The following is a 23,905-nucleotide window of genomic DNA, read 5'->3' on the forward strand; positions in this document are numbered from 1 at the left end:
GGAGACATCCATGAGCCGCATCGAACGCTTGCTGCCCCGCAGACATCTGACATCCGTGTCGCCGAACGCCACGCCCGCGCAGGGCAGCTCGTCGAACCTGGCCAATCCCGAGGAGGCGCCAGCCATCGCGGTCGAGGATCTCTGCAAACAGTACCGTACCCATTGGGCGGTCGACGACGTCAACTTCATCGTGCCCAAGGGCTGGACCGTCGGCCTGCTCGGCGGCAACGGCGCCGGCAAGACCACCACCATCGCCATGATCATGGGCCTCGTGATCCCAAGCTTCGGCCGCGCCATGGTGCTCGGCCACGACATGGCGACCGAGCGTCACAAGGTGCTCGGCCGGATGAATTTCGAAAGCCCCTATGTCGCGCTACCCGGACGGCTCACCGTGCGCCAGAACCTGACGGTGTTCGGGCGGCTTTACGGTGTCGCCAATCTCAAGGCCCGGATCGAGGAGCTGGTCGAGGACTTCGAGCTCGGCGACGTGCTCGACCGCGTCACCGGGCGGCTCTCGGCCGGCCAGAAGACCCGCGTCGCGGTGGCGAAGGCGCTGATCAACGATCCGGAGGTGCTGCTGCTCGACGAGCCGACGGCTTCGCTCGATCCCGACCGCGCCGAATGGGTGCGTAGCCGGCTGCGCGCCTATCAGAAGCGCCGCGGCGCCACCATCCTGTTGTCCTCGCACAACATGGCCGAGGTCGAGCAGCTCTGCGACTTCGTCGTGATCATGAGCCAGGGCCGCGTCGTCGCGATGGGGCGTCCGCAAGAGCTCGCCGAACGCTTCAAGTGCCGCGACCTCGACGAGGTCTTCATCTATCTGGCGAGGGTCGCGTGATGTTCTCATCTGGTTCTCCGAACGACAAACCGGTTGCGATCCGCAGGGAACGCCGTTCGGACGTGGCGGCGCGAGAGAGTCTGCTCGACGCCGCATTCGGTCCTGGCCGCTTCGCCAGGACCTCGGAGCGGCTGCGCGAGGGCCGCAAGCCTGCGCGCGGCCTCGCGTTTGTCGCGCGCCGTGGCGGCCGCCTGGTCGGCACCTTGCGGCTGTGGCCGGTCGTGACCGGAACCGGTCATGCCTGCCTGCTGCTCGGCCCGCTCGCGGTGTCGGAGGAGGTGAGGTGCCTCGGCATCGGCGCTGCGCTGATGCGGCAGGCGCTGCAGCGGGCCGATCTGCTCGGTCATCGCGCCGTCGTCCTGGTCGGTGACGCCGGCTATTACGCCCGCTTCGGCTTCTCGGCGGCGTCGACCGGTGCGCTCCGCATGCCCGGCCCCTACGAACGTGAGCGTCTGCTGGCCTGCGAGCTGGCGCCGGGCGCGCTGCGCGGCGCGGGCGGCCGGATTGCGCCAGCCAGCCCGCCACCATCGCGGCTGTCCGGATTGATGGACCGGATCGCCGGCGGCCGGGCCCCGATCGGGCAGCCGGCCTGATCCGGCATCTTTTCCGCAATAGAAGGCCTTTTCCGTCATGGGAGGGCCTTGGGGGCATGGCGATTTGGCCGGTCTTGGCGTAAAGCAGCGCCAAATCGTCATGCGGCCGTGCCGCCTGCCGGGTCGCAGCTTCAGGTCGTCCCGCTCGACGTTCTGCGCCCGGACCAATCAAGGTTTCCCATCTCGTGCCCTTTCCGACCACAAGTCCGCCGCTCGCCCGCGCCCTGGCTGAGCGCAACTACGAACAGCCGACCCCCGTCCAGCTCGCCGTGCTGGCCGACGACGCCGTCGGCCGCGACCTCCTGGTTTCGGCCCAGACCGGCTCGGGCAAGACCGTTGCCTATGGATTGGCCATGGCACGGGATCTGCTCGGCGACGCCGAGCGGTTCGAGCCGGCCGGCGCGCCACTGGCGCTGATCGTGGCGCCGACGCGCGAGCTCGCCTTGCAGGTCCAGCGCGAGCTCGCCTGGCTTTACGAACATGCCGATGGCCGCGTCGTGTCCTGCGTCGGCGGCATGGATCCGCGCCGCGAGCAGCGCGAGCTGGCTCAAGGCGCCCACATCGTGGTCGGGACGCCCGGCCGGTTGTGCGACCATTTGCGCCGCGGCCGTCTCGACATCTCCGGATTGCGCGTCGTCGTGCTCGACGAGGCCGACGAGATGCTCAATCTCGGTTTTCGCGAAGACATGGAATTCATCCTCGAAACCACGCCGGACACCCGGCGCACCCTGCTGTTCTCGGCGACGTTTCCGCGCGGCATCGTAGCACTTGCCAAGCAGTATCAGCAGCAGGCGTTCCGGATCGAGGTCGCGGGTGACGAGGGCGGCCATTCCGATATCGAGTACCGCGCCATCCGCGTCGCGGCCGACGATGTCGAGCACGCAGTCGTCAACGTGTTGCGCTTCCATGAGGCGCCGAGCGCGCTGGTGTTCTGCAACACGCGGGAAGCGGTCAGGCACTTGCAGGCGGCGCTGCTGGAGCGCGGCTTCTCGGTGGCCGCATTGTCGGGCGAAATGACCCAGAACGAGCGGACCCAGGCGTTGCAGGCGTTGCGCGACGGCCGCTCGCGGGTGTGCGTCGCGACCGACGTCGCGGCGCGCGGCATCGACCTGCCGAGCCTCGATCTCGTCATTCATGCCGACCTTCCGAAAGACCCGGAGGTCATGCAGCATCGCTCGGGCCGCACCGGCCGCGCCGGCCGCAAGGGCGTCAGCATCCTGCTGGTGCCGCCGGCACGGCGGCGCCGCGCCGAGCTTCTGCTGGACCTGGCCGGCATCGATATCGTCTGGGGCACCGCGCCGCAGGCCGACGAGATCCGCAAGCTCGACCATGAGCGCCTGTTGAAGGATGCGGTGTTTGCCGAGGAGGCGACATCGGACGATCTGGCCCTCGCGCAGGCCCTGCTCGCCGAACGGTCGCCCGAGGCGGTCGCCGCGGCGCTGGCCAGGCTCTATCGCGCACGGCTGCCTGCGCCCGAAGACATTCTCGATCCCGGCGAGGGGCGGGGCCGCGACCGGGGCGATCGCGCCTCGCGCCGCGAGGAGCGTGGCGCCGAGCCGCGCACGAAGACCGGCAAGTCTCCACGCCACGGCATGGAGGAGGCCACCGTCTGGTTCCGCGCCGCGATCGGGCGCCGCAAGAATGCCGAAGCCCGCTGGCTGCTGCCGATGATCTGCCGCCGCGGCGGCATCGACAAGCGCGACATCGGCGCCATCAAGATCATGGATACGACGACCGAATTCGAGATCGCCGCGCGGGTCGCGGATTCCTTCGCCGTCAAGATCAAGCGTCCGGACAAGGAAGACAGCATCCGCATCGAGCCGCTGGCGGACGCCCCGCAGGGGGAAGCGCGCGCGGAGAAGCCGGCGCGCAAGCCGAGGCTCGAGCCTTGGCGCGATCAAGACGACGGCGGGCACGGCGCGCCGCGCAGCGACGACGCAGCAAGGCGACGCGGCAAGCCGGATCGTGAGACCAGAGCGTTTTCGCGCGAAGCGGAGGGCAGATCGCGTGACGACAACGCCCCAAGGCGCGACTCCAGAGCCCCGTTCCGATCCGATCGGAACGAAAAGGGCGCCAGGCCGACATCCGGCGATGAGCCGAGGTTCGGCAAGAAAAAGAAGCATCGGGGCAAGCCCGGCCACGCCGGACCTGCGCAGTGGCCGGACGTGGCGGCGAAGCCGAAATTCGGCAAGAAGCCAAAGAAGAAGCGGCGGGGCTGAGCTGGCGGCTGACGCGGCGGAGCCGCCTTTTTTGCCTGCGGCGATGATGGCGGCAAGCCTCGAACGCAGCGCGCCGCGAGAGCCACGGGACCTGCCACATTCTCAGTGTCGTCCCGGCGAAGGCCGGGACCCATTACCCCGAATGCTCGTTGTTGCGTGACGCTGCGGCCACAATCCCATTCACAATCACATGCGGTGGTTATGGGTCCCGGCCTTCGCCGGGACGACGATGTGGAGGGATTGCGCGACGAACTCAATTGCGTATGCAGCCGGGCATCTTGCCGCGGCAAACTTCGTCCTCACGCCACCAGCGCGATCTTCGTCGTGGTGGCCACCACCGACTGGTTGCGGCCGTTGGCCTTGGCGGCGTAGAGCGCCTTGTCGGCGGCTTCGATCAGGTCGGCCCATTGCTGGCCTGCAAGCGGTCGCATGCTGGCAACGCCGATGCTCACCGTCGTGCTCAGCTCGCCCTCGCACCATTGCTGGACCTTGCCGCGGATGGTCTCGGCCAGGTTGAAGGCCTCGAGCGCGGTCATGTTGGGCAGCAGCACGGCGAATTCCTCGCCGCCGAAGCGCGCCGGGCAATCGCCGGCGCGGCGTACCGCATCCGAAATGCAGATCGCGATTCCGACCAGCACCTGGTCGCCGGCCTGATGGCCATAGGTGTCGTTGTACGCCTTGAAATGATCGGCATCGATCATCAACAGCGCGACCGGCTGGCCGTAGCGGCCGGCGCGGCGCCATTCGCGTTCGATCTCGGCATCGAACTTGCGCCGGTTCTTCAGGCCGGTAAGGGCGTCGGTGGTCGCCATTTCCTCGAGCCTGTCCTCGGCGTCGGCGCGGCGGACGATCTCGCGGGCGAGCACCAGCGTCGCGCTGAGCACGAACAGGATCAGGAACGCCATGATCGCGCCGATGCGAATGGCCTCGGTGCGCCAGAGGTTGAACACGGCCGCGAGCGGCTTGCCGACCACCACATAGAGCGGCCCGGAGCTGCCGCGCCGGACATAGAGCCGCGGCGTATTGTCGACCGGGCCCTTGCCCGAGAACGCGCCGCCGGCCTTCAACTTGTCGGCCTTCCAGTCCGGTTGCTCCGCGAGATTCTTGCCGATCACGTCGAGATCGAATGGCGTCCGCATGATGATGGTGCGGTCGTTGCGCAGCACGGTGATGGTGTCGCCGGGCACGAGGTTCAGCCGTCCGAACAGGTCGTGGAAATAGCTGAAGCGGATCGAGCCGACCACGACGCCGAGGAAGCGGCCGTCCTCGCCGACAATGCGCCGGCTCAGCACGATGGCGTAGGCGCCGCGATGCAGCATCGGCCGGCTGATATACAGCCCGGTGTCGGGATGGTCGCGATGGACGGTGAAATACTCCTCGTCGCTGCGGTTCTCCAACTGCGGATCCAGGCTCGCCGCGTCGATGGTCAGATCGCCTTTGCTGTCGAACACCTGGATAGCGCCGAAATGCTTCGCGGTCGCGGCGTGGTCGAACAGGATCAGCTGGCGCAGCTCCTTGCTGACATTGCGGATCTCCGGCATTTCCAGATTGCTGGCGACCGCGCGCAGCGACAGGTCGTAAAGCTCGATGTTGCGGCTGATGTCGGCCTCGATGCCCGACGCCAGATTCTCAAGGGTCCGGCGCGCCAGTTCTTCCTCGCCGCGGCGCATGTCGAACATCACGCCGGCGCAGACCGCGGAGAAGCCGAGGACGGTGGCAATCGACGCTGCGATCAGCAGCTTTGCCGATAGCCTCCAGCGCCGCCTAGCTTCGTTTCCCCGTCGAAATGGCATTTTCAGCTCCAATGCGCCGTCATGCATCGGGAAATCTTGTCGTCGCCTTAAATGGCGACAGCGGTCGCCGAATGGGTTAACGGATGGTTGCCGGAACCCTGAGCCTTGAGGATGACGTGAACGACTACGACGCGCTGCGGGATTATCTGAAGAAGCAGCATCTGCCGGAATTCGTGCTGACCTTCGACGAGATCGAGGCGATCATCGATGCGGCGCTGCCGCGCGCCGCGCACCGGGCGTCGTGGTGGGAAACCCTGCGCAGCCCGCAGGAGAAGATGCCGCAGCGCGAGGCCTGCATCGAGGCCGGCTACATCGCCACCCGCCAGGCCGACGGCAAGAGCGTCAAGTTCAAGCGCATGCCGAAGCCGCGTTAACTCGCGGCTTCCAGCCGTTCCTCGGTGAGCAGGCGCGTGGCGGCGTCGGCGTCCATCGGCTCGCCGAAGGCGAAGCCTTGCGCATATTCGCAGCCCAGCTGGTAGAGCTCGACGGCGTCCGAATCCGTCTCGGCGCCTTCGGCGACCACCTCCATGCCGAGATCGTGCGCCAGCGCGATGATCGATTTCAGGATCACCGGGCGAGTGCCGCGGCTGGTGGTGCGGACGAAGGACTGGTCGATCTTGATGGTATCGAACGGGAAGCGCTGCAGATAGGACAGCGAGGAGTGCCCGGTGCCGAAATCGTCGAGCGACAGCCCGGTGCCGAGCTCGCGAATCCGCGCCAGCATCTGGGCGGCGTGCTCCGGATTCTCCATGACCAGCGATTCGGTCAGTTCCAGCTTCAGCGTTCCGCGCGCGACCGTGGAGCGCGACAGCACGGTGCGGATATCGTGGATCAAATCGTGGCGCAGCAATTGCCGCGACGACACGTTGACTGAGGCGAAGATCGGCTCGCGCGCCCGCATCGCGCGCTGCCACACCGCGAGTTGGCGTGCGGTCTGGTCCATCACGAACATGCCGAGGTCGACGATCAGACCGGTCTCCTCGGCGACGTTGATGAATTCCGACGGCGACATCCGGCCGAGCTTGGGGTGGTCCCAGCGCGCCAGCGCCTCGAAGCCCGCGATCGCGCGATCCTCCAGCCGCACGATCGGCTGATACAGGATCGTGATCTCCTGCCGCTCGATGGCGCGGCGCAGGTCGCTCTCCAGCGTCAGGCGGTCGGTCTTCCGCGCCCGCATCGCCGGCTTGTAGACGTCGATGCGATCGCCGCCGATCCGCTTCGAATGATACATCGCAAGCTCGGCGTCCTTGATGATCTCGTCGGTCAGCGGCGCCGCCGGGTCGGACAGCGCAAGCCCGATCGAGGCGGTCAGGAAGATCTCGCGGTCGTTGAACGCGATCGGCGCGCGGATGGTCTTGCGGATGGTCTCGGCGAAATTGGTGATCCGCGCAGGGTCCTGCTCCGACAGCAGGATCAGGCCGAACTGATCGCCGGCCATCCGCGCCAGCGTATCCTGCGGCTTGAGGATGCGGGTCAGACGGCGCGCCAGCGTCAGCAGGATGGAATCGCCGACCGCGATGCCGACGGAATCGTTGACCTGCTTGAAGCGGTCGAGGTCGATCACCATCAGGGTCGGCCGCAGGTTCGGCATGGTCTTGGCGAGGTTCGCCACCGCGCCGAGGCGATCCATGAACAGCTTGCGGTTCGGCAGGCCGGTCAGATTGTCATGAACCGAGTCATGCAGCATCCGCTCTTCGGAGTTCTTGAACTCGGTGACGTCGGTGAGGGTGCCGACCACGCGCGAGACCTCGCCGTCGGAGCCGACCACCGGCCGCGCCTTCAGCGCGAACCACATGAAATGGCCGTCGGGCGTGCGCAGCCGGAAATCCTGCACCAGGCGGCCGCGGCGCTGGTCGAGCACGCTGTCGAGCGCGGCGCGGAAGCGGTCCTGGTCGAGCGGGTGCAGCACTTCGAGCCATTTCGCGGCCGGGCCTTCCAGCGTGCCGCGCTTGAGGCCGAGCAGGGCCTCGGTCTCGGGGCTGGTGAACACCTTGTCGGCGGACACGTCCCAGTCCCAGATCAGGTCGCCGGAGCCGGTCAGCGCCAGCGCGCGGCGCTCGACATCGGAGACGACACCGGTGGTGGCGCCACCGCCGGCGAAGGCGTGCTGCATCACCGTGAAGCCGATCAGCATCACGATCAGCACCAGGCCGCCGAGCAGCGCCGGACCGACGATGTCGTTGGTGACCGAACCCGCGACCGTCATGCCGGCCGCGACCACCCAGACCACCAGCAGGAACCAGGTCGGGATCAGCAGCACCGCACGGTCGAAGCCGTGGGTCGACAGATAGACGATCAGCGCGAAGCCGGCGAATGCGATCATGACAAGCGACATCCGCGCGATGCCGGAGGCGACCGCGGGATCGAACAGCGCCAGCGCCACCAGCGAGCCGAGGAAGACCAGCCAGCCGATCGTGATGTGCGAATAGCGGACATGCCAGCGGCTGAGATTGAGATACGCGAACAGGAACACCAGCAGCGTCGCCGCGAGGATCGCCTCGCCCGCCGCGCGCCAGACGCGCTCGGCGTTGTTCGACATGTCGAGCACCTTGCCCCAGAAGCCGAAGTCGACGCCGATATAGACCAGCACCGCCCAGGCCAGCGCCGCGGCGGCCGGGAACATGATGCTGCCCTTGACCACAAACAAGATCGTGAGCACGAGCGCGAGCAGGCCGGAGATGCCGATCACGATGCCCTGGTACAGCGTGAACGAGTTGACCTTGTCCTTGTAGGCGTCGGGTTCCCACAGGTAGAGCTGCGGCAGCTTGTCGGTGCGCAGCTCCGCGACATAGGTCACGACCGCGCCGGGATCGAGCGTGATGCGGAACACGTCGGCGGTCGGGCTCTCCTGCCGCTCCGGACGGTCGCCGACCGACGGCGTGATGGTGGCGATGCGCGACAGGCCGAGGTCGGGCCACAACAGGCCTGACGACACGATGCGGTAATGCGGCGCGACGATCAGGCGGTCGAGCTGGTCGTCGGTGTTGTTGGCGAGCGCGAACACCACCCAGTTCTGGCCGCCCTCGCGGGCGCGAACTTCGATGCGGCGCACGATGCCGTCGGTTCCCGGTGCGGTGGAGACCTGGATGCGGTCGGTTTCACTGCGCTGATGGTCGAGCACCGCGGTGAGGTCGATCGCCGGCGCATCGCTGCGCACGCTGACCGCGTCGATCGCATACGCGGCAGGCGCAGCGGCAAACATCATGAGGCCCAGCGCCAGCAGCGCAAGGCACCTGATCAGACGCAATGTCAGTACTCCGCGATCGACAAACTGCCCGGGCCCGGCGACCGGCCCGGAGGTGGCGCGATAAATGACACGAAAGCGAAGGGAATCAAAGGGTTTCCGCCTCTGCTCCAGTCGCGAGAGTTAAACCGCCAACACAATTTTGCCAATATGTTCGCTGGTCTCCATGCGCCGGTGCGCGTCGGCGGCCTTTTCCAGCGGGAATGTGCTGTCCATCAACGGTTTGACGCGGCCTTCGCGCAGCAGCGGCAGCACCTTTGCCTCGATCGCCGCGACCATCGCCGCCTTGTCCGCATTACTACGGGGGCGCAGGGTCGACCCGGTGTGGTGCAGCCGCTTGACCATCAGCTTGGCGAAATTGGCCGTTGCCTTCGGTGTTCCCGACAGGAACGCGATCTGGACGATGCGGCCCTCGACCGCGGCGGCGTCGTAGTTCCGGTCGATATAGTCGCCGCCGACCATGTCGAGGATGACGTTGGCGCCGGCGCCGTCGGTCGCCTTCTTCACCGCCTCGACGAAATCTTCGGTCTTGTAGTTGACCGCATGATCGGCGCCGAGCTTGAGGCAGGCGTCGGCCTTGTCCTGCGAGCCGACGGTGACGATCACCTTGGCGCCGAACGCCTTGGCGAGCTGGATCGCCATCGTGCCGATGCCCGACGAGCCGCCGTGAATCAGCAGCGTCTCGCCGGCCTTGAGCGCGCCGCGCTCGAACACATTGTGCCACACCGTCATCAGCGTTTCAGGAATCGCACCGGCTTCCTGCATCGTGAGCTGCGGCGGCACGGTCATCGCCTGCGCGTCCTGCGCGATGCAATATTGCGCGTAGCCGCCGCCGGCGACCAGCGACATCACCTTGTCGCCGATCTTGTGCTTGGCGCCTTCGCCGAGCGCCACCACTTCGCCCGCGATCTCGAGGCCGGGCAGGTCGCTGGCGCCGGGCGGCGGCGGATAGGAGCCGGAGCGCTGCGCGACGTCGGGACGATTGACGCCGGCGGCCGCGACCTTGACCAGGATCTCGCCGGCCTTCGGCACCGGCAGCGCGCGGGTCTCCGGCACCAGCACCTCCGGGCCACCGGGCTTGCTGATGGCAACGACGGTCATTTGCGCGGGCAGGTTGGTCATGGCTGGTCCCTGGTCGGAGAAGAGGATTGGCGGATGGCATACCGCCTTTTGCAACGAAGCGAAACGCCGTTAGGCCCCGAACCCGGTTCTCTGACAGCCGGCTTTCCGGGAGCGCTTTTGTCAGCGAGCAGTCCGCGCTCGCAGCGGCGTGCCATGCCGCGTCGGCGGCCGGGGCATTCGCGCCGGCTGTTGCGCGCACACGAAAGTCACTGCAAAATTCTCCGCACAGGGAGCCAGATCACATCGCGGGGAGGACACATGCCGATTGAGGATGAGGACCGGCCGCGGAAGAAGATCAGCCACGAGATCGGACAGGATCTCTCGCTGCTGTCGGTCGAAGAATTGACCGAACGCATCGCGCTGCTCATGACCGAAGTCGATCGCTTGAAAGAGGCGATGACCAAGAAGCGCGCCTCGAAGGATGCCGCGAACGCGTTCTTCAAGTCGTAGCTTCCGACCTCACATCGCGTCGTCCCGGACAAGCGAGCAAAGCGAGCGCGATCCAGGACTCATAACCACAGCTGTCTCTAGTCGCGCAGGGCTGGCCGCAGCCGCGCGCAACGCGGGCATTGGTGGTTATGGGTCCCGGCCTTCGCCGGGACGACTCGTTGGGGGCCTGTCTCAAACTAGGTCAATGGCCGACATGGCAAACAAAGCCTGAAGAAAACCGTTCATTTACGATCGGTTAAGCTTTCTCGATTATGACTGCATTGTCCTCGTTTGGACACCGAGTGGCTCCTGTCCACTCTGTTTGACGCCTCCCTGTTATCAACTTCAAAAGCCGCCGGAAACGGCGGCTCTTTTTTGTTGCGTCCACGGCTGGAAACCATAAATCCGGTTGCGGCTGGACTCTTCGGCGCGCCCGCGCAATGATTTGTTCATCATAAGCTGGCGCGCGAGATGCCGGCGGGCGTTACGATGGTGTGAGGGCGTTAACCATGGCCGATCGTTCCCAGAACGAAGCCGGGCTTGTGCTGTTCAGTGAACGGCTGACCAATTCTGCGGCATTCGGCGTGCTGTTCCGGGAAGGCATGGACCTGGTCGAGCAGACCGCGGCCTATCTCGACGGCGACGGCCGAGCCGAGGCCAAGGCGCTGGAACGGTCCGTGAGCCTGACCTATGCCACCGAAAGCATGCGCCTGACCACGCGGCTGATGCAGCTCGCGTCCTGGCTGCTGCTGCATCGCGCAGTCAAGGAAGGCGAGATGACGCTGACCCAGGCCAATCGCGAGAAGACCAAGGTCAAGCTGTCGGCCGCCGATCCCGGCCCGGCCGACATGGTCACCAAGCTGCCCGAGCAATTGCAGCAGCTGATCGCCCGCTCGATGGACCTGCAGGCGCGCGTCCGCCGCCTCGACACCACGATCCACGCGCCGGCGCCCGATCGCTCGTCGATCGGCAACCCGCTGGTGCCGCAGCTCAACCGCCTCAAGGCGGCGTTCGAGCAGTAGGATCAGCGAGAGGGATCGTTACCGGGGCGGGCGCGATCGGCACGATGCCGTGCGTCAGGAACATCGCTTCGAGGCTGTCCCGGTCGGACAGCACGGTGCGATAAATCCACTGGTAATAGTGCTTGCGGCCGACGATCTCCATCACGCGCTCGCGTCCGATAACCTGTGACGCCGCTTCGATCTCCAGCCAGTTCACCAGCAGGTGCAAGTACGTTGAGTATTCATCGTTCGCGCCGTCCGGAAATCCGACCGGCGCTTCCGGGTAGCGCTGCTTCAGCGCGGTGATCACTGGCGCGCCTTCGCTCGCACAGTCCAATCTCACCAGATACCAATGCATTTGCTCATGCAGGTATTCGCAGAGGATCGCCTCGGGATCGTGCGAGGCGGTGTTGAGCGTTAGCACCGGGTGACTGTGGGGTATCTCCGTCGGAGCAACCCGGAGGTGGTTGGTGTATTCGAAGCGGCGGAGATCGTGCTGGTCCCTGAGCCGCTTCATGCATTCGATGACCTTCTCGGCTCTCGCCTGTGCCATCGACAGATCGATCGAGTACCGAAAATCATCGGTCATGGCACATGCCCCGAGCTGCTGAGAGTTGCCGCTTCTATCGCAGGTCGTGAAAGTGGCTCTTATCATAGGCCACTTCTGCGCTATTGTGCGAGCAGCAATCGATGAGGTCGAAGAGGTCTGTCCATGTACCTGCCGCTGCATTTCAAGATGGAAGAGCTCGGCCCGATCCACGCCGCGATGCGGGCCTCACGGCTCGCGACGCTGGTCACCGCGACCGCGGACGGCCTGATTGGTACGCCGCTGCCGCTGATCCTCAGTGAAGACGAGGGCGATTACGGCACGCTCTACGGTCACGTCGCACGGCCCAATCCGCAGTGGAAGCTGCCCGCTGTCGGCGAGGCGATGGCGATCTTCATGGGGCCCGACGCCTATGTGACGCCGTCCTGGTATGTGACCAAGGCCGAGCACGGCAAGGTGGTGCCGACCTGGAATTACGTCGCCGTGCACGCCTATGGGGTGGCCGAGTTCTTCGAGGATGCCGACCGTCTGCTCGACGTCGTCACCCGGTTGACCAGGCTGCACGAGAGTTCGCGCAAGGAAGCCTGGCAGGTCAGCGATGCGCCCGATGATTTCATCAAGGCGCAGCTGCGCGGCATCGTCGGCTTCCGGATGCCGATCAGCCGGATCGACGCCAAGAAGAAGATGAGCCAGAACCGCAAGCTCGAGGATCGCGCCGGCGTCATCGCGGGGCTCGGCGAAAGCGACAATCCTCATGACCGTGAGGTCGCGGCGCTGATTCCGGCGAACTGAGATAAAGCACACGATGGAATTGTACCTTGCCTTCGCGATCACGACCGCGACCTTCGCGCTGATCCCGGGGCCGGCCATGCTGTACGCCGCCGCCCGCACGCTCGCGGGCGGCCGGCGCGCGGGGCTGATGGCCTCGCTCGGCCTGCATCTCGGCGGCTATGTCCATGTCATCGCCGCGGCTGCCGGCCTTGCACTGCTGTTTCACGCGGTGCCGCCGCTATTCACCGCGATGAAGCTCGCCGGCTCGGCCTATCTGGTCTGGCTCGGCCTGTCGCTGTTCCGTGATCGTAACACGACGAGGCGCCCCGAGCTGGCGCCGCTCTCCGCGGAGCGCGCCTTCGCGCAAAGCATCGTCGTCGAGGTGCTCAATCCGAAAACCGCGATCTTCTTCCTGGCGTTCCTGCCGCAGTTCGTCGACGCGACGGCAAGCTTGCCGGTCTGGGCCCAGCTGCTCCTGCTCGGTACGACGGTCAACCTGACCTTCTCAGCGGTCGATATCGTCTGCGTGTTCTTTGCCAGCGCCGTGATGTCGAAGCTGCAACGCTCGCGCACCTCGCAGCGGATCATGCAGCGGATCGGCGGCAGCATCCTGGTCGCGCTCGGCGCACGGCTGGCGTTCGGGGATCGTTAGGCGCAGGCGTTGTCGATCAATGGCAAGGAGGGCGACAACGGCTTCGCCGGCCTGCGCTACGAGCTGCTTCCGTGGATCCAGGGCGGGTCTTCATCAATCTCGGAAACGGCTGGTAATCGGCGGAAAGATCCTCAACCCTCGGTAGCGCAATCCGGGATGTATGGTACCGTGCGCTTCTCGGGACGGCTGTTCCGTCCCGCATTTGGGAGGGCATGTCATGAGATTGTCGTCACGCTTTGTCGCGCCTTCAGCTGCCGCTGTCTTGTCGAGCGTCGTGCTGTGCGGCCCGGCGGCGTCACAAACCGATTCCGCCAAGCCGCTTCCTTCCATCACGGTCGAAGCGCCGAAGCCGGCGGTACGGCCAAATCGGCCGACGCAGGCGGCGACCGCAGGGGCATCGCACCGGAGATCGAGAACCGCTCAGACGTCGTCATCGTCAGCGCGCGCGCCGTCGCCGGATTCCGTGATGGGCAGGATTGCCGCGCTGGAGAAGGTCGCCAGCAATTGCAATGGTGGTTGCGAGTCGAGCATGCCGCACGGCAAGGACCCCTGGGTGGGGTGCAGCGAGTCGGGTGGCGGACAAACCTATGGACCGTTCTCGGCAACATGCCGCGACAATCTGACCTACAAATCCTATGTGGATTGCGTCGAGACCAAGTGGTTCCTGGGCGAGTATCGCAATCGGGCCTGGTGGCTTTGCAGCAGTCTGCAGGCCGCTGGGAAGTTCAAGGTCGCCGAGCTCAAGCGACCAAAACGTCCGCGCTAGGTCGGACCTGCCGCAGGTTGTCTGTTCCGGTTGAACGCAAGCCCTGCGTCTCTGGACGTCGCGAGCGTGCCACACACTCCCTATCGTCCCGGCGAAGGCCATGCTTTCGCAGGGACGACGATGGTGGGCACAAGCGCGTCGCATATTCTCTGCCGACCGACGGCCGCCCCCCAAAACAAAAACGCCTCCGAAACGAAGGCGTTTTGCATTCGACAGTGAAGGCAATCTCGAAGCGGACTTTAGTCCTTCTTGAGGAACCCCGAAAACTTCTTCTGGAAGCGCGAGACGCGGCCGCCGCGGTCCATCAGCTGCTGGGTGCCGCCGGTCCAGGCCGGATGCGACTTGGGATCGATGTCGAGGTTCAGCGTGTCGCCTTCCTTGCCCCAGGTGGAGCGGGTCAGGTACTCGGTGCCGTCGGTCATGACGACCTTAATCGTATGATAATTCGGATGAATATCGGCTTTCATGACAGTTCCTTCGGCGCGCCGGCGCCCGTCTCAAGATGTCTGGGATACGGGATTTGGGCGGCTCTATAACCCATGGAGACCCCCAAAACAAGCCAAGAAAGGGCTTAAGCCCATCACCGCATTGGGACTTTACCGGATTTGCCAGCCGGGGGTCGGCGGGCCTATGTGGGGGGCGATAGAACCGGTCTAAGAATAATGAGTGCAGCCGAACAGCTTGAGACCCCTCGAGGCGCCCCCGAGCCTCCGCGCGACGCGCTGCTCGATGAGGAAGCCTTGATCGAGAGCCAGATCGCGGAGCCGGCGAAGAGCCGTGCGCGTTTGCGCCCCCTGCTTGCGCTCGCACCCTATGTGGCGCGCTACAAGGGGCGGGCGATCCTGGCGCTGATCTCGCTGACGATTGCGGCGATCACCACGCTGGTCGTGCCGGTCGCGGTGCGGCGGATGATCGACCTCGGCTTCACGCCCGAAGGCATCGCGATGATCAACAGCTATTTCAGCGTGATGATCGCGGTGGTCGCGGTGCTCGCCTGCGCCAGCGCCTCGCGCTACTATCTCGTGATGACGATCGGCGAGCGCATCGTCGCCGATCTCCGGCGCGACGTGTTCGCGCATCTGATCTCGCTGTCGCCCTCGTTCTTCGATTCGGCCCGCTCGGGCGAACTGGTGTCGCGACTCACCGCCGATACCACGCAGATCAAGTCCGCGGTCGGCGCCTCGGTCTCGATCGCGCTGCGCAATGTGATGCTGTTCTTCGGCGCCGCCGCGATGATGGTGATCACGAGCCCAAGGTTGTCTGGCTTCGTGCTGCTCGCGATCCCGATCATCGTGATTCCGCTGGTCGCGTTCGGCCGCTGGGTGCGGCGGCTGTCGCGCAACGCCCAGGACACGCTGGCCGATGCCAGCGCTTACGCGTCCGAGCTGGTCAACGCGATCCGCACCGTGCAGGCCTATACCGGCGAGCGGCTCGCCCGGACGCGCTTCAGCCGCGAGGTCGAGCAGGCCTATGAGGCCGCGCGCAGCTCGACCAAGGCGCGCGCGGTGCTGACCCTGATCGTCATCTTCATCGTGTTCGCCAGCGTCGTCGTGATCCTGTGGGTCGGCTCGCACGACGTGCTGGTCGGCACCATCAGTCCGGGCCGGCTCGGCCAGTTCATTCTCTATACGGCCTTCGCGGCCAGCGGCCTCGGCCAGCTCAGCGAGGTCTGGGGCGAGGTCTCGGCCGCGTCGGGCGCCGCCGAACGGCTGTTCGAGATCCTGCGCGTCAGGCCGCAGATCGCAGCGCCTCCCTCGCCGCGCGCGCTGCCGCAGCCGGCGCGCGGCGATGTCGGCTTCGATAATGTCAGCTTCGCCTATCCGACCCGGCCCCATGCGCTGGCGGTCGACGGCGTGTCGCTCTCGGTCCGATCAGGCGAGAAGGTCGCGATCGTCGGCCCCTCCGGCGCCGGCAAGAGCACGCTGTTCCATCTGCTGCTGCGCTTCTACGATCCGAAATCGGGCACCATCTCGCTCGACGGCGTGCCGATCCGGCAGGCCGATCCGGCCGAGGTGCGGGCGCGGATCGCGCTGGTGCCGCAGGATTCCGTGGTGTTCGCCGCGAGCGCTCGCGAGAACATCCGGTTCGGCCGCCCCGATGCCACCGATGCCGAGGTCGAGCGCGCCGCCGAGCTCGCGCATGCCACCGAATTCCTGCGCCGCCTGCCTGATGGCTTCGACGCCCAGCTCGGCGAGCGCGGGGTGACGCTGTCCGGTGGCCAGCGCCAGCGCATCGCGATCGCGCGCGCGATCCTGCGCGATGCGCCGCTGCTGCTGCTCGACGAGGCGACCTCGGCGCTCGACGCCGAGAGCGAGACGCTGGTGCAGACCGCGCTGGAGGAACTGATGCGCCACCGCACCACGCTGGTCATCGCGCATCGGCTGGCGACCGTGCTGTCCTGCGACCGCATCCTTGTCATGGACCAGGGCAGGATCGTCGAGCAGGGCACGCACGCCGAGCTGGTCGCCGTGGGCGGCCTCTATGCGCGGCTGGCGCGCTTGCAGTTCGAGGGCATCTGAGCGGATCGGACTCCGCGCGCTCCGTCTATGCGATTCCTATGCGATCGCCGGCGCGCTCCCCTCGAAAACCTATTGTCGCGCAAGGATAGTCGCGCCGCGCCGGACCTCCCTCGACAACCGAGGCAGCTCAGTCGCGCGGGGTGTTCGACTGATGCGCGAGATGGTGAGCGAACCGGAGAGCAGGCTGCTTTGTGCCTGGCAGCTTGCGGTGCTGCGCTTTGCCGTGACGCTCGATGACGACGATCGGATCCACGCGCTCGGCGTCGCCGGCGAGGTCGACCGGCTCGGCGGTGCGGCCGATGATGCCTTCCACTTCTTCCGCAGGACGACCGCGGAGCTGTGCGCGGCGATCTCGGGCCGGGGAGTGGATCGGGCCGCCGTGATTCGGCGATTCCTGGCGCAGATCGACAATGTCAGGCTCAAGCGTGCGTTCGAGGCGGCGATCGCCAAGGAGAGCACGCCGCCGAAACTGCTGGCGGGCCGCATCAAGCCGGGCAACGATCTCTGGCGAGGGTTGCCGTCGCGGCGTGCAACCGGAACGTAGGCAGCGGCTCCCCTGCAATCGCCGTCACGGCGCGGCGGATATTCCGCCAGAGCATGTCGCCACAACCCTGGCCCGGTTGCTGTGATGCGTGTGATGCGCTTCTCTGTGCCCGAAATGAGACCGGTCGGTTTCGGGCAATGCGGGGAGTGGCGAGATGGGTGGTTTGGTGATCAGCGGCGGCCGGGTGGTGGATCCGGCCAGCGGGATGGACGCGATCGGTGACGTCGCCGTGGTCGACGGCAAGATCGCTGCTGTCGGCACCGGCCTTGGCGGCGCCGAGCGCCAGATCGACGCGACCGGCCTCGTAGTCGCGCCGGGCTTCATCGACCTGCACGCGCATGGCCAGACCATTCCGGCCGATCGCATGCAGGCGTTCGACGGGGTGACGACATCGCTCGACCTCGAGGCCGGCGTGCTGCCGGTGGCATCCTGGTACAAGCGCCAGGCCGAGAAGGGGCGGGTGCTGAATTACGGCGCCGCGACCAACTGGGCCTTCGCACGGATCGGCGCGATGACCGGCTCCAATTCGGAAAGCTCGCTGGAATCGTTCGGCGCGGCGATGCGCGATCGCCGCTGGATCGAGAACGTGGCGACCGACGGCGAGGTCGCCGGCATCCTCGAGCGTCTCGCCAACGGCCTGAACGAGGGCGGCATCGGCATCGGCATTCTCAACGCCTATGCCCCCGGCGCCGGCGTGCAGGAATTGACCGCGGTGTGCCAGCTCGCCGCCGATCACGCGGTGCCGACCTTCACCCACGTCGCCTACATGTCGCGGATCGATCCCGAGAGCGCGGCCGAAGCCTATATCCGCCTGATCGGCTATGCCGGCGCCACCGGCGCGCATATGCACATCTGCCACTTCAACTCGTCGAGCAAGACCGACATCGAGCGCTGCGTCGCGCTGATCGCGAAAGCGCAGGCGCAGGGCCTGCCGATCACGGTGGAGGCTTATCCTTATGGCACCGGCTCGACCGTGCTGGCGGCGACCTTCTTCAGCGATCCCAAATTCGAGGAGCGCAACGGCCTCGGCTATGATTCGGTGCAGCGCGTCACCGACGGGCATCGCTTCGGCAGCCGCGAGGAGTTGCTGGCGGCCCAGGCCGCTGAGCCCTCCACGCTGGTGCTGTGGCATGTGCTCGACATCGAGAACAACGCGCATCATCGCGATCTGCTCGACATGGCGGTGTTGTATCCGGGCGGTGCGATCGCCTCCGACGCGATGCCGTGGACGCTGTCGGACGGCCGCCCCTACACCGGCGACGCCTGGCCGCTGCCGGACGATGCCACCTCACATCCGCGCTCGGCGGGCTGCTTCACCCGCTTCATCCGCGAATGGGTGCGCGAGCGCAAGAAGGTGTCGCTGCTCGAGGGCATCCGCAAATGCGCGCTGATTCCGGCCGAGATCCTGTCGGCGAGCACGCCGGCGATGCGCGCCAAGGGCAGGCTGCAGGCGGGCGCCGACGCCGACATCGTCGCGTTCGACTATGAGACGCTAAGCGACCGTGCGACCTTCTCGGCGATGAACCGTCCGGCGGAAGGTGTGCGGCACCTCGTGGTCAGCGGCCAGCCGCTGATCAATGACGGCGTGCTCGATGTCGCGGCGCGGCCCGGCCGGCCGGTGCGCCGGCCGGTCACCGGGGGCTGACGTGCCGGTCCCGATCCTGCTGGTCGCGGGCTTCCTCGGGGTCGGCAAGACCACGGTCGTCAACCATCTGCTGGCCCATGCGCAAGGCAAGCGCATCGCCGCCGTTGTGAACGATTTCGGCGCGATCAACATCGACGCGGAGTTGATCGCCGGCGCCAGTGATGGCGTGGTCAGCCTGAGCAACGGCTGCATCTGCTGCACGCTGGAGGGCGACCTGCTGCGCACGCTCGCAACCCTGCTGCGGCGTGATCCGCGTCCGGAGTTCATCGTGATCGAGACCAGCGGGATCGCTGATCCCGCCGACATCGTGCGCAATCTGATGGATCCGGTGATCTGGAGGGAGGCGCCGCTGGAGACGGTGCTCTGCGTGGTCGATGCGACGCAACCGGTGACAGCGCTGGATGATGCACTGCTGCGCTCGCAGCTGCGGGCGGCGGATGTGGTGGCGTTGAGCAAGGTGGATCTCGCCGATGCCGCCGCCTGCGCCACGATTCGCGCCGCCGTGCGGACGGTGCGTCCGGCGGCCGTGGTGGTCGATACCCTGCATGGCGAGGTGCCGGCCGCGCTGCTGTTTCCGGCTGATCTCGATCATGTGCCGGCGCCGCGCGAGCCCGCGCCGCGACGGCCGGCGACCGATCGCTTCGAGACGCTGAGTTGGACCTCGGAGCGGCCGGTGCTTCTGCCGCGCCTGCAGCAGGCGATCGGCAAACTGGCGCCGAAGCTGGCGCGGGCGAAGGGATTGTTCGAGACGGTGGAGCAGCCCGGACGGCTGACGGTATTTCAACTCGCCGGCGGCCGCGCGAAGCTGGCTGCAGGCGGTGTCCCGGCGCCCGGTGTACCGCGCACGCGGCTAGTGTTCATCGCCGAGATGGGAGCGCTCTCGCGTGCCGAGATCGATGAGATCATGCAGGGATGCGTCGAAGCAGGATGACGGGACAATAAGCCTCCGCGTCAGCAAACGGCTGTGTCATCGCCGCAGCACAATCGCGCAAAGCATGCGTGCGACAATCGCATCGAATTGACAGCCCAGCCGGCACCTCCTATCAATTTCGGCGACGGTTCCCTTCGGGGATCAAAAGGGAATGCGGTGCGAGGGTAACCCAATGCCGCAGCTGTCCCCGCAACTGTAAACGGCGAGCCTTTCGTCAATTTGCCACTGGGCTACTCAGCTCGGGAAGGCGTCAACAGGCGATGACCCGTGAGCCAGGAGACCTGCCGTCAGTCGTGGTCACACGCGAGCACATCGGGCGGGGGCGTCCTGGTGGGATCGGAGCACTGCCTTTCCGGCAATGCGCCAGTCCGCGTTCGCGGTGACGTGCCACGTTACCGCGAGTCGTTTCATGTCCTCGTCTTCTTCCGTTGCGCGCAACTGGCGCCTCGGTCTCGTCTGCTCCTTGTCATCATTGTTGCTGCCGGCTGAAGCTTCAGCACAAACAGCTCCACCCACCACGCTCGATCCGATCGAGGTCGCACCATCGGCATCCGCGAAGCCCAAACCCGCGGCGCGAAGCAGCAACACCGCGACCGCGCGGCAGCGCGCCAGGCCGGCAACGGCCGCGGCAGCCGGCGGCGCGCCGCGCGCCGCAGCGTCGGGCGCATCGGGGGCGGCTTCGCCGACACTCAATGCCACCACGCAAGGCGGCACCGGCAGCCGCCTCAACCTGACGCCGCTGCAGACGCCGGCGAGCGTCGAGATCATCACCGCGCAGACCATCGCCGAACGCGGCCAGCATAGTGTGCTCGATGCCGTTACCCAGAACGCGGCCGGCTTCATCGCAACGCCTGCGCCTGGCAATGGCGGCCTGTCGTTCAGCACCCGCGGCTTTGCCGGCAGCAACTCGGTGATGACGCTCTACGACGGCTCGCGCTTCTATATCGGCTCCGGCACCCTGACGTTCCCCTACGACACCTGGTCGGCGCAGCGCATCGAAGTGCTGCGCGGCCCGGCCTCGGTGCTGTACGGTGAAGGCGCGATCGGCGGCGTCATCAACGTGATCCCGAAGAAGCCGCAGAACACGCCCTACAACGAGGCCGAGGTTTCGCTCGACAGCAACATGACGCGGCGGCTGTCGGTAGGACAGCACCGGTCCGATCAATCCCAATGTGTCGTATCGCATCAACGCCACCGGCAACATGTCGAACGGCTGGGTCGATCGCGACAAGACCTCGAATGCGGCGGTGTCGGCCGCCGTGCGCGTGCAGGCGTCGGAGAATCTCGCCTTCACGCTGTCGGAAGATTATGCCGATCGCAGCCCGTCGCGCTATTTCGGCACGCCGTTGATCAACGGCGCGATCCAGGACGCGCTGCGCTTCAAGAACTACAACGCCTCCGACAGCGCGATCCGCTACCAGGACAGCTGGACCCAGTTCAAGACCGAGTGGGATGTCGCCGACGGCATCAAGGTCAACAACACGCTTTATTACCTGACCAGCGAGCGGCACTGGCGCGACATCGAGAACTACACCTGGAATCCGAAGACGCAGCTGATCGACCGCTCCAGCTATATCGAGATCTTCCACGACCAGAAGCAGTCCGGTAACCGGATGGACGCAACGTTCAGCGGTCACATCTTCGGCCTTGCGAACCAGTTCGTCGCCGGCTTCGACGTCAATCACATCGAGTTCTTCCACACCAACAACTCACCCTATGGCGGCGCGTCGTCGGTGAACCCGTATGTGTTCGATCCCGGGTCGTTTTTTGCAACCACGACGGCGACCGCGCCGGGCTTCAATTCGATCGTCAATCAATACGCGCTGTTCGCCGAGGACCGGCTCAAGCTGACCGATCAATTGTCGCTCGTTACCGGCGTCCGATACGACCGACCCGAGATCGATCGCACCGACTACAAGATACCGGGGAACAGTTTCGAAACCACGCTGTCGGGTACCAGCTGGCGCACCGGCCTCGTGTACGAACCGATCAAGGACCTCGCGCTCTACGGCCAGTATGCGGTCGGCGTCGACCCGGTCGGCAATCTCATCTCGCTGTCTGCTTCGCAGAAGAACTTCCAGCTCGCCAGCGGCAAGCAGACCGAGATCGGCGTCAAGCAGTCGTTCCTGGGCGGACGCGGCGAGTGGACGCTGGCGGGCTATGAGATCGTCAAGAACAATCTGCTCATCGCAGATCCCGGCAATCCCGGATACTCGCTCCAGGTCGGGCAGCAATCATCGCGTGGCGTCGAGGCCTCGGTCGGGCTCGCGCTCGACTACGGCTGGCGCATCGACGCCAATACGGCGCTGCTGCGCGCCAAATACGACAACAACAGCCAGCTGGTCGGCGGCAAGATCGTCAGCTATGCCGGCAATGTCCCGGTCAACGTGCCGCAGCAGGTCTCCAATGTCTGGCTGACTTGGGATTTCGCGCCCAACTGGTCGGTCTATGGCGGCGTGCAGATCGTCGGCGCGATGTACTCCGATCTCGCCAACACCCAGAGGCGGCCGGGCTACAATGTGGTCAATGGCGGCATCAGGTGGAAACCGGACGATCGCACGACGGTTGCCTTCCGTGTCTACAATCTGTTCGACCAGGTCTACGCGGTGACCGCGAACGGCACGGGGCAGTGGCTGCTGGGCATGCCGCGCACGGCGGAACTGTCCGTCAACGTGAAGTTCTGACCATGCGCAAGGCTCTGATCCGGCGAGGGCGGCGGTGGCTCTATGTCGTCCATCGCTGGATCGGCATTGCGACGTGCCTCTTGTTCGCGATGTGGTTCATCTCGGGCCTCGTCATGATGTATGTCGCGTTTCCACGCCTCACCGACGGCGAGCGCCTCGCTGCGCTCCCGCTCATTCTCTGGAACAAGGTGCAGGTCGCGCCGGATCGCGCGATGGCGATTGCGGGCGCAGAGCATTATCCGCGCGACCTGCGGCTCTCGATGATGGATGATACGCCGGTCTATCGCGTGACCGGCTGGAAGGGCGCCGCCGGCACCATCTCGGCGACCGATGGCCGCGTGATCGATCACATCACGCCGGATCAGGCGCTTGCGATCGCCGGCCATCACTCGCATGCGGCGCAGCCACAATTGCTCGACACGGTGACGCGCGATCAATGGTCGGTCACCGCGCGCTTCGATCCGTTGCGGCCGCTCTATCGGATCGGCCTCGGTGATGCCGACGGCACCGAGCTCTACGTCTCCGCGCGCAGCGGCGAGATCGCGCTCGATACCACGCGGCGCGAACGGATCTGGAACTGGCTCGGATCGATCCCGCACTGGATCTATCCGACCGTGCTGCGCAAGGACGGCCCGCTGTGGCGGGACGTCGTGCTGTGGATCTCGGGCATCTGCCTCGTGGTCGCGGTCACCGGATTCTGGATCGGCATTCTCCGGCTGCGGCTGACGCGCCGCTACGCCGATGGCGCCGTCTCGCCCTATCGCGGCTGGATGGGCTGGCATCATATCGCGGGCCTCGTCGGCGGCATCTTCGTCTTCACCTGGATGTTCAGCGGCTGGCTGTCGCTCAATCCCGGCGGTGCGTTCTCCGGGCGCGGCATGACGCGTGAGATCGCGACCGGCTACAGCGGCCATGATGCGCCCGACATCGTCGCCGAGTTCCGGTCGCCGCCGTCGATATCGGCAGTGGAGGCGCGCTTCGTCTGGATCGGCGGACGCCCGCTGATGTTGCTCGACGACAGCAGCGGCCGTCGCAGCCTCGCCGATCCGGCAACCGGCGCGCCCGTGGCGCTCCCGCGGGACGAGATCATCGCGGCCGCCCGACGCGCGATGCCGGGCGCTGCGATGACATCGGTGCATCAACTCGATGAGCCGGATGCGTATTGGTACACGCTGCATCATCAGCGCGAGCTTCCGGTGTTGCGGATCGGCTTCGACGATCCGGCCCACACCTGGCTGCACATCTCTCCGGTCACCGCCGAGATCCTCGACCGCAGCGACGACAGCCGACGATCGTATCGCTGGCTGTTCAACGCGCTGCACAGCCTCGACTTCCCGTTGCTGCTGCGCATCTGGCCGGCGCGCGACGTCGTGGTGTGGCTGCTGTCCGTGGTCGGCACGGTCGTCTCGATCAGCGGTATCGTGATCGGATGGCGCCGGCTGCGGCGCAAGGTGCGGTCTTGCGCGGTCGACGCCCGTGTTAGCAGATTGTCATAATCTCTTTCTATGTTGCGCCTGCCGCTGACTTGACGAACGGCTGTATCGATCGCCGATGGATCGTGCTGTTCCGCTGGGGCTTGGGGATCAAGGCGGCGCCTCATGCACTTT

The 23,905-nt window shown here is 66.1% G+C and carries 21 protein-coding genes, 1 pseudogene and 1 riboswitch; of the genes and pseudogenes, 16 read left to right on the forward strand and 6 right to left on the reverse strand.

Annotated elements, in window-relative coordinates; all coding sequences use genetic code 11:
• Positions 1 to 10: 10 nt before the first annotated feature.
• From ACTUWL_RS20040 to ACTUWL_RS20050, 3 genes are all read left to right on the forward strand, one after another.
• Positions 11 to 838: an ABC transporter ATP-binding protein gene (locus tag ACTUWL_RS20040; RefSeq protein WP_021081342.1), complete on the forward strand. Its 828-nt coding sequence runs from the start codon at positions 11 to 13 to the stop codon at positions 836 to 838.
• On the forward strand, positions 838 to 1,431 hold the full coding sequence (locus ACTUWL_RS20045) for a GNAT family N-acetyltransferase (RefSeq protein ID WP_021081341.1): 594 nt from the start codon (positions 838 to 840) through the stop codon (positions 1,429 to 1,431). Before ACTUWL_RS20040 ends, ACTUWL_RS20045 begins: the two co-directional genes overlap by 1 nt.
• Before the next feature lie 185 nt (positions 1,432 to 1,616).
• Entirely contained in the window at positions 1,617 to 3,650 is a 2,034-nt protein-coding gene (locus ACTUWL_RS20050) for a DEAD/DEAH box helicase (protein ID WP_021081340.1), read from the forward strand.
• Between the two features lie 299 nt (positions 3,651 to 3,949).
• Here ACTUWL_RS20050 and ACTUWL_RS20055 read toward each other — a convergent pair whose 3' ends face one another.
• Positions 3,950 to 5,443 (reverse strand): sensor domain-containing diguanylate cyclase, encoded by a 1,494-nt coding sequence (locus tag ACTUWL_RS20055; protein ID WP_021081339.1) that lies wholly within the window; start codon positions 5,441 to 5,443, stop codon positions 3,950 to 3,952.
• Between the two features lie 116 nt (positions 5,444 to 5,559).
• Between ACTUWL_RS20055 and ACTUWL_RS20060 the strand changes: the two genes are divergently transcribed.
• A complete protein-coding gene (locus tag ACTUWL_RS20060; protein WP_021081338.1) occupies positions 5,560 to 5,817 on the forward strand; it encodes a DUF7662 domain-containing protein in 258 nt (85 codons plus the stop codon).
• Here the strand turns inward: ACTUWL_RS20060 and ACTUWL_RS20065 are convergent.
• Both ACTUWL_RS20065 and ACTUWL_RS20070 read right to left on the reverse strand, forming a co-directional pair.
• On the reverse strand, positions 5,814 to 8,690 hold the full coding sequence (locus ACTUWL_RS20065; RefSeq protein ID WP_021081337.1) for an EAL domain-containing protein: 2,877 nt from the start codon (positions 8,688 to 8,690) through the stop codon (positions 5,814 to 5,816). The two genes, ACTUWL_RS20060 and ACTUWL_RS20065, sit on opposite strands and share 4 nt — an antisense overlap.
• Before the next feature lie 120 nt (positions 8,691 to 8,810).
• Positions 8,811 to 9,809 carry an NAD(P)H-quinone oxidoreductase gene (locus tag ACTUWL_RS20070; RefSeq protein ID WP_021081336.1) on the reverse strand — a complete coding sequence of 333 codons (999 nt, stop codon included), beginning with the start codon at positions 9,807 to 9,809 and terminating at the stop codon, positions 8,811 to 8,813.
• A 258-nt stretch (positions 9,810 to 10,067) separates the two neighbouring features.
• On the opposite strand from ACTUWL_RS20070, the gene ACTUWL_RS20075 reads away from it, so the two are divergent.
• A complete protein-coding gene (locus ACTUWL_RS20075) occupies positions 10,068 to 10,259 on the forward strand; it encodes a DUF1192 domain-containing protein (protein ID WP_021081335.1) in 192 nt (63 codons plus the stop codon).
• 488 nt (positions 10,260 to 10,747) lie between these two features.
• On the forward strand, positions 10,748 to 11,260 hold the full coding sequence (rcdA, locus tag ACTUWL_RS20080) for a protease adaptor protein RcdA (protein WP_021081334.1): 513 nt from the start codon (positions 10,748 to 10,750) through the stop codon (positions 11,258 to 11,260).
• Here rcdA and ACTUWL_RS20085 read toward each other — a convergent pair.
• Positions 11,238 to 11,828 (reverse strand): hypothetical protein, encoded by a 591-nt coding sequence (locus tag ACTUWL_RS20085; RefSeq protein ID WP_021081333.1) that lies wholly within the window; start codon positions 11,826 to 11,828, stop codon positions 11,238 to 11,240. The genes rcdA and ACTUWL_RS20085 overlap by 23 nt on opposite strands.
• Before the next feature lie 123 nt (positions 11,829 to 11,951).
• Here ACTUWL_RS20085 and ACTUWL_RS20090 point away from each other — a divergent pair, with 123 nt between their 5' ends.
• The 3 genes from ACTUWL_RS20090 to ACTUWL_RS20100 all read left to right on the forward strand — a co-directional run bounded on the left by ACTUWL_RS20090 (position 11,952) and on the right by ACTUWL_RS20100 (position 13,975).
• The gene (locus ACTUWL_RS20090) at positions 11,952 to 12,578 is read left to right on the forward strand and encodes an FMN-binding negative transcriptional regulator (protein WP_021081332.1); all 627 of its coding nucleotides are present in this window, start codon (positions 11,952 to 11,954) and stop codon (positions 12,576 to 12,578) included.
• Between the two features lie 13 nt (positions 12,579 to 12,591).
• Positions 12,592 to 13,209 (forward strand): LysE family translocator, encoded by a 618-nt coding sequence (locus ACTUWL_RS20095; RefSeq protein WP_021081331.1) that lies wholly within the window; start codon positions 12,592 to 12,594, stop codon positions 13,207 to 13,209.
• A gap of 466 nt (positions 13,210 to 13,675) precedes the next feature.
• Positions 13,676 to 13,975 (forward strand): hypothetical protein, encoded by a 300-nt coding sequence (locus tag ACTUWL_RS20100; protein WP_021081330.1) that lies wholly within the window; start codon positions 13,676 to 13,678, stop codon positions 13,973 to 13,975.
• Positions 13,976 to 14,214: 239 nt separating this feature from the next.
• On the opposite strand, the gene rpmE is transcribed toward ACTUWL_RS20100, so the two are convergent.
• Entirely contained in the window at positions 14,215 to 14,442 is a 228-nt protein-coding gene (gene rpmE, locus ACTUWL_RS20105) for a 50S ribosomal protein L31 (RefSeq protein WP_016845230.1), read from the reverse strand.
• A 195-nt stretch (positions 14,443 to 14,637) separates the two neighbouring features.
• On the opposite strand from rpmE, the gene ACTUWL_RS20110 reads away from it, so the two are divergent.
• The 4 genes from ACTUWL_RS20110 (at position 14,638) to ACTUWL_RS20125 (ending at position 19,614) form a co-directional block, all read left to right on the forward strand.
• Positions 14,638 to 16,494 carry an ABC transporter ATP-binding protein/permease gene (locus ACTUWL_RS20110; protein ID WP_021081329.1) on the forward strand — a complete coding sequence of 619 codons (1,857 nt, stop codon included), beginning with the start codon at positions 14,638 to 14,640 and terminating at the stop codon, positions 16,492 to 16,494.
• A gap of 151 nt (positions 16,495 to 16,645) precedes the next feature.
• Complete coding sequence (locus tag ACTUWL_RS20115) at positions 16,646 to 17,038, forward strand: hypothetical protein (protein WP_021081328.1); 393 nt, start codon at positions 16,646 to 16,648, stop codon at positions 17,036 to 17,038.
• Between the two features lie 154 nt (positions 17,039 to 17,192).
• The gene (locus ACTUWL_RS20120) at positions 17,193 to 18,683 is read left to right on the forward strand and encodes an amidohydrolase family protein (RefSeq protein ID WP_021081327.1); all 1,491 of its coding nucleotides are present in this window, start codon (positions 17,193 to 17,195) and stop codon (positions 18,681 to 18,683) included.
• A gap of 1 nt (position 18,684) precedes the next feature.
• Complete coding sequence (locus ACTUWL_RS20125) at positions 18,685 to 19,614, forward strand: CobW family GTP-binding protein (RefSeq protein WP_021081326.1); 930 nt, start codon at positions 18,685 to 18,687, stop codon at positions 19,612 to 19,614.
• Positions 19,615 to 19,722: 108 nt separating this feature from the next.
• Positions 19,723 to 19,917, forward strand: a riboswitch (cobalamin riboswitch).
• Here ACTUWL_RS20125 and ACTUWL_RS20130 read toward each other — a convergent pair.
• Positions 19,912 to 20,457 (reverse strand): hypothetical protein, encoded by a 546-nt coding sequence (locus ACTUWL_RS20130; protein ID WP_448214241.1) that lies wholly within the window; start codon positions 20,455 to 20,457, stop codon positions 19,912 to 19,914. Its footprint overlaps the riboswitch before it by 6 nt.
• Here ACTUWL_RS20130 and ACTUWL_RS20135 point away from each other — a divergent pair.
• From ACTUWL_RS20135 to ACTUWL_RS20145, 3 genes and pseudogenes are all read left to right on the forward strand, one after another.
• A pseudogene (locus tag ACTUWL_RS20135) lies at positions 20,396 to 20,608 on the forward strand (TonB-dependent receptor plug domain-containing protein); the annotation flags it as partial. The gene ACTUWL_RS20130 and the pseudogene ACTUWL_RS20135 overlap by 62 nt on opposite strands.
• 178 nt (positions 20,609 to 20,786) lie before the next feature.
• Positions 20,787 to 22,298, forward strand: coding sequence for a TonB-dependent receptor (locus ACTUWL_RS20140; protein WP_448211887.1), 1,512 nt, complete (start codon positions 20,787 to 20,789; stop codon positions 22,296 to 22,298).
• 2 nt (positions 22,299 to 22,300) lie between these two features.
• A complete protein-coding gene (locus tag ACTUWL_RS20145) occupies positions 22,301 to 23,794 on the forward strand; it encodes a PepSY domain-containing protein (RefSeq protein ID WP_021081324.1) in 1,494 nt (497 codons plus the stop codon).
• The last annotated feature ends 111 nt before the right edge of the window (positions 23,795 to 23,905 follow it).

This window comes from Bradyrhizobium sp. WCU1, assembly GCF_053474805.1.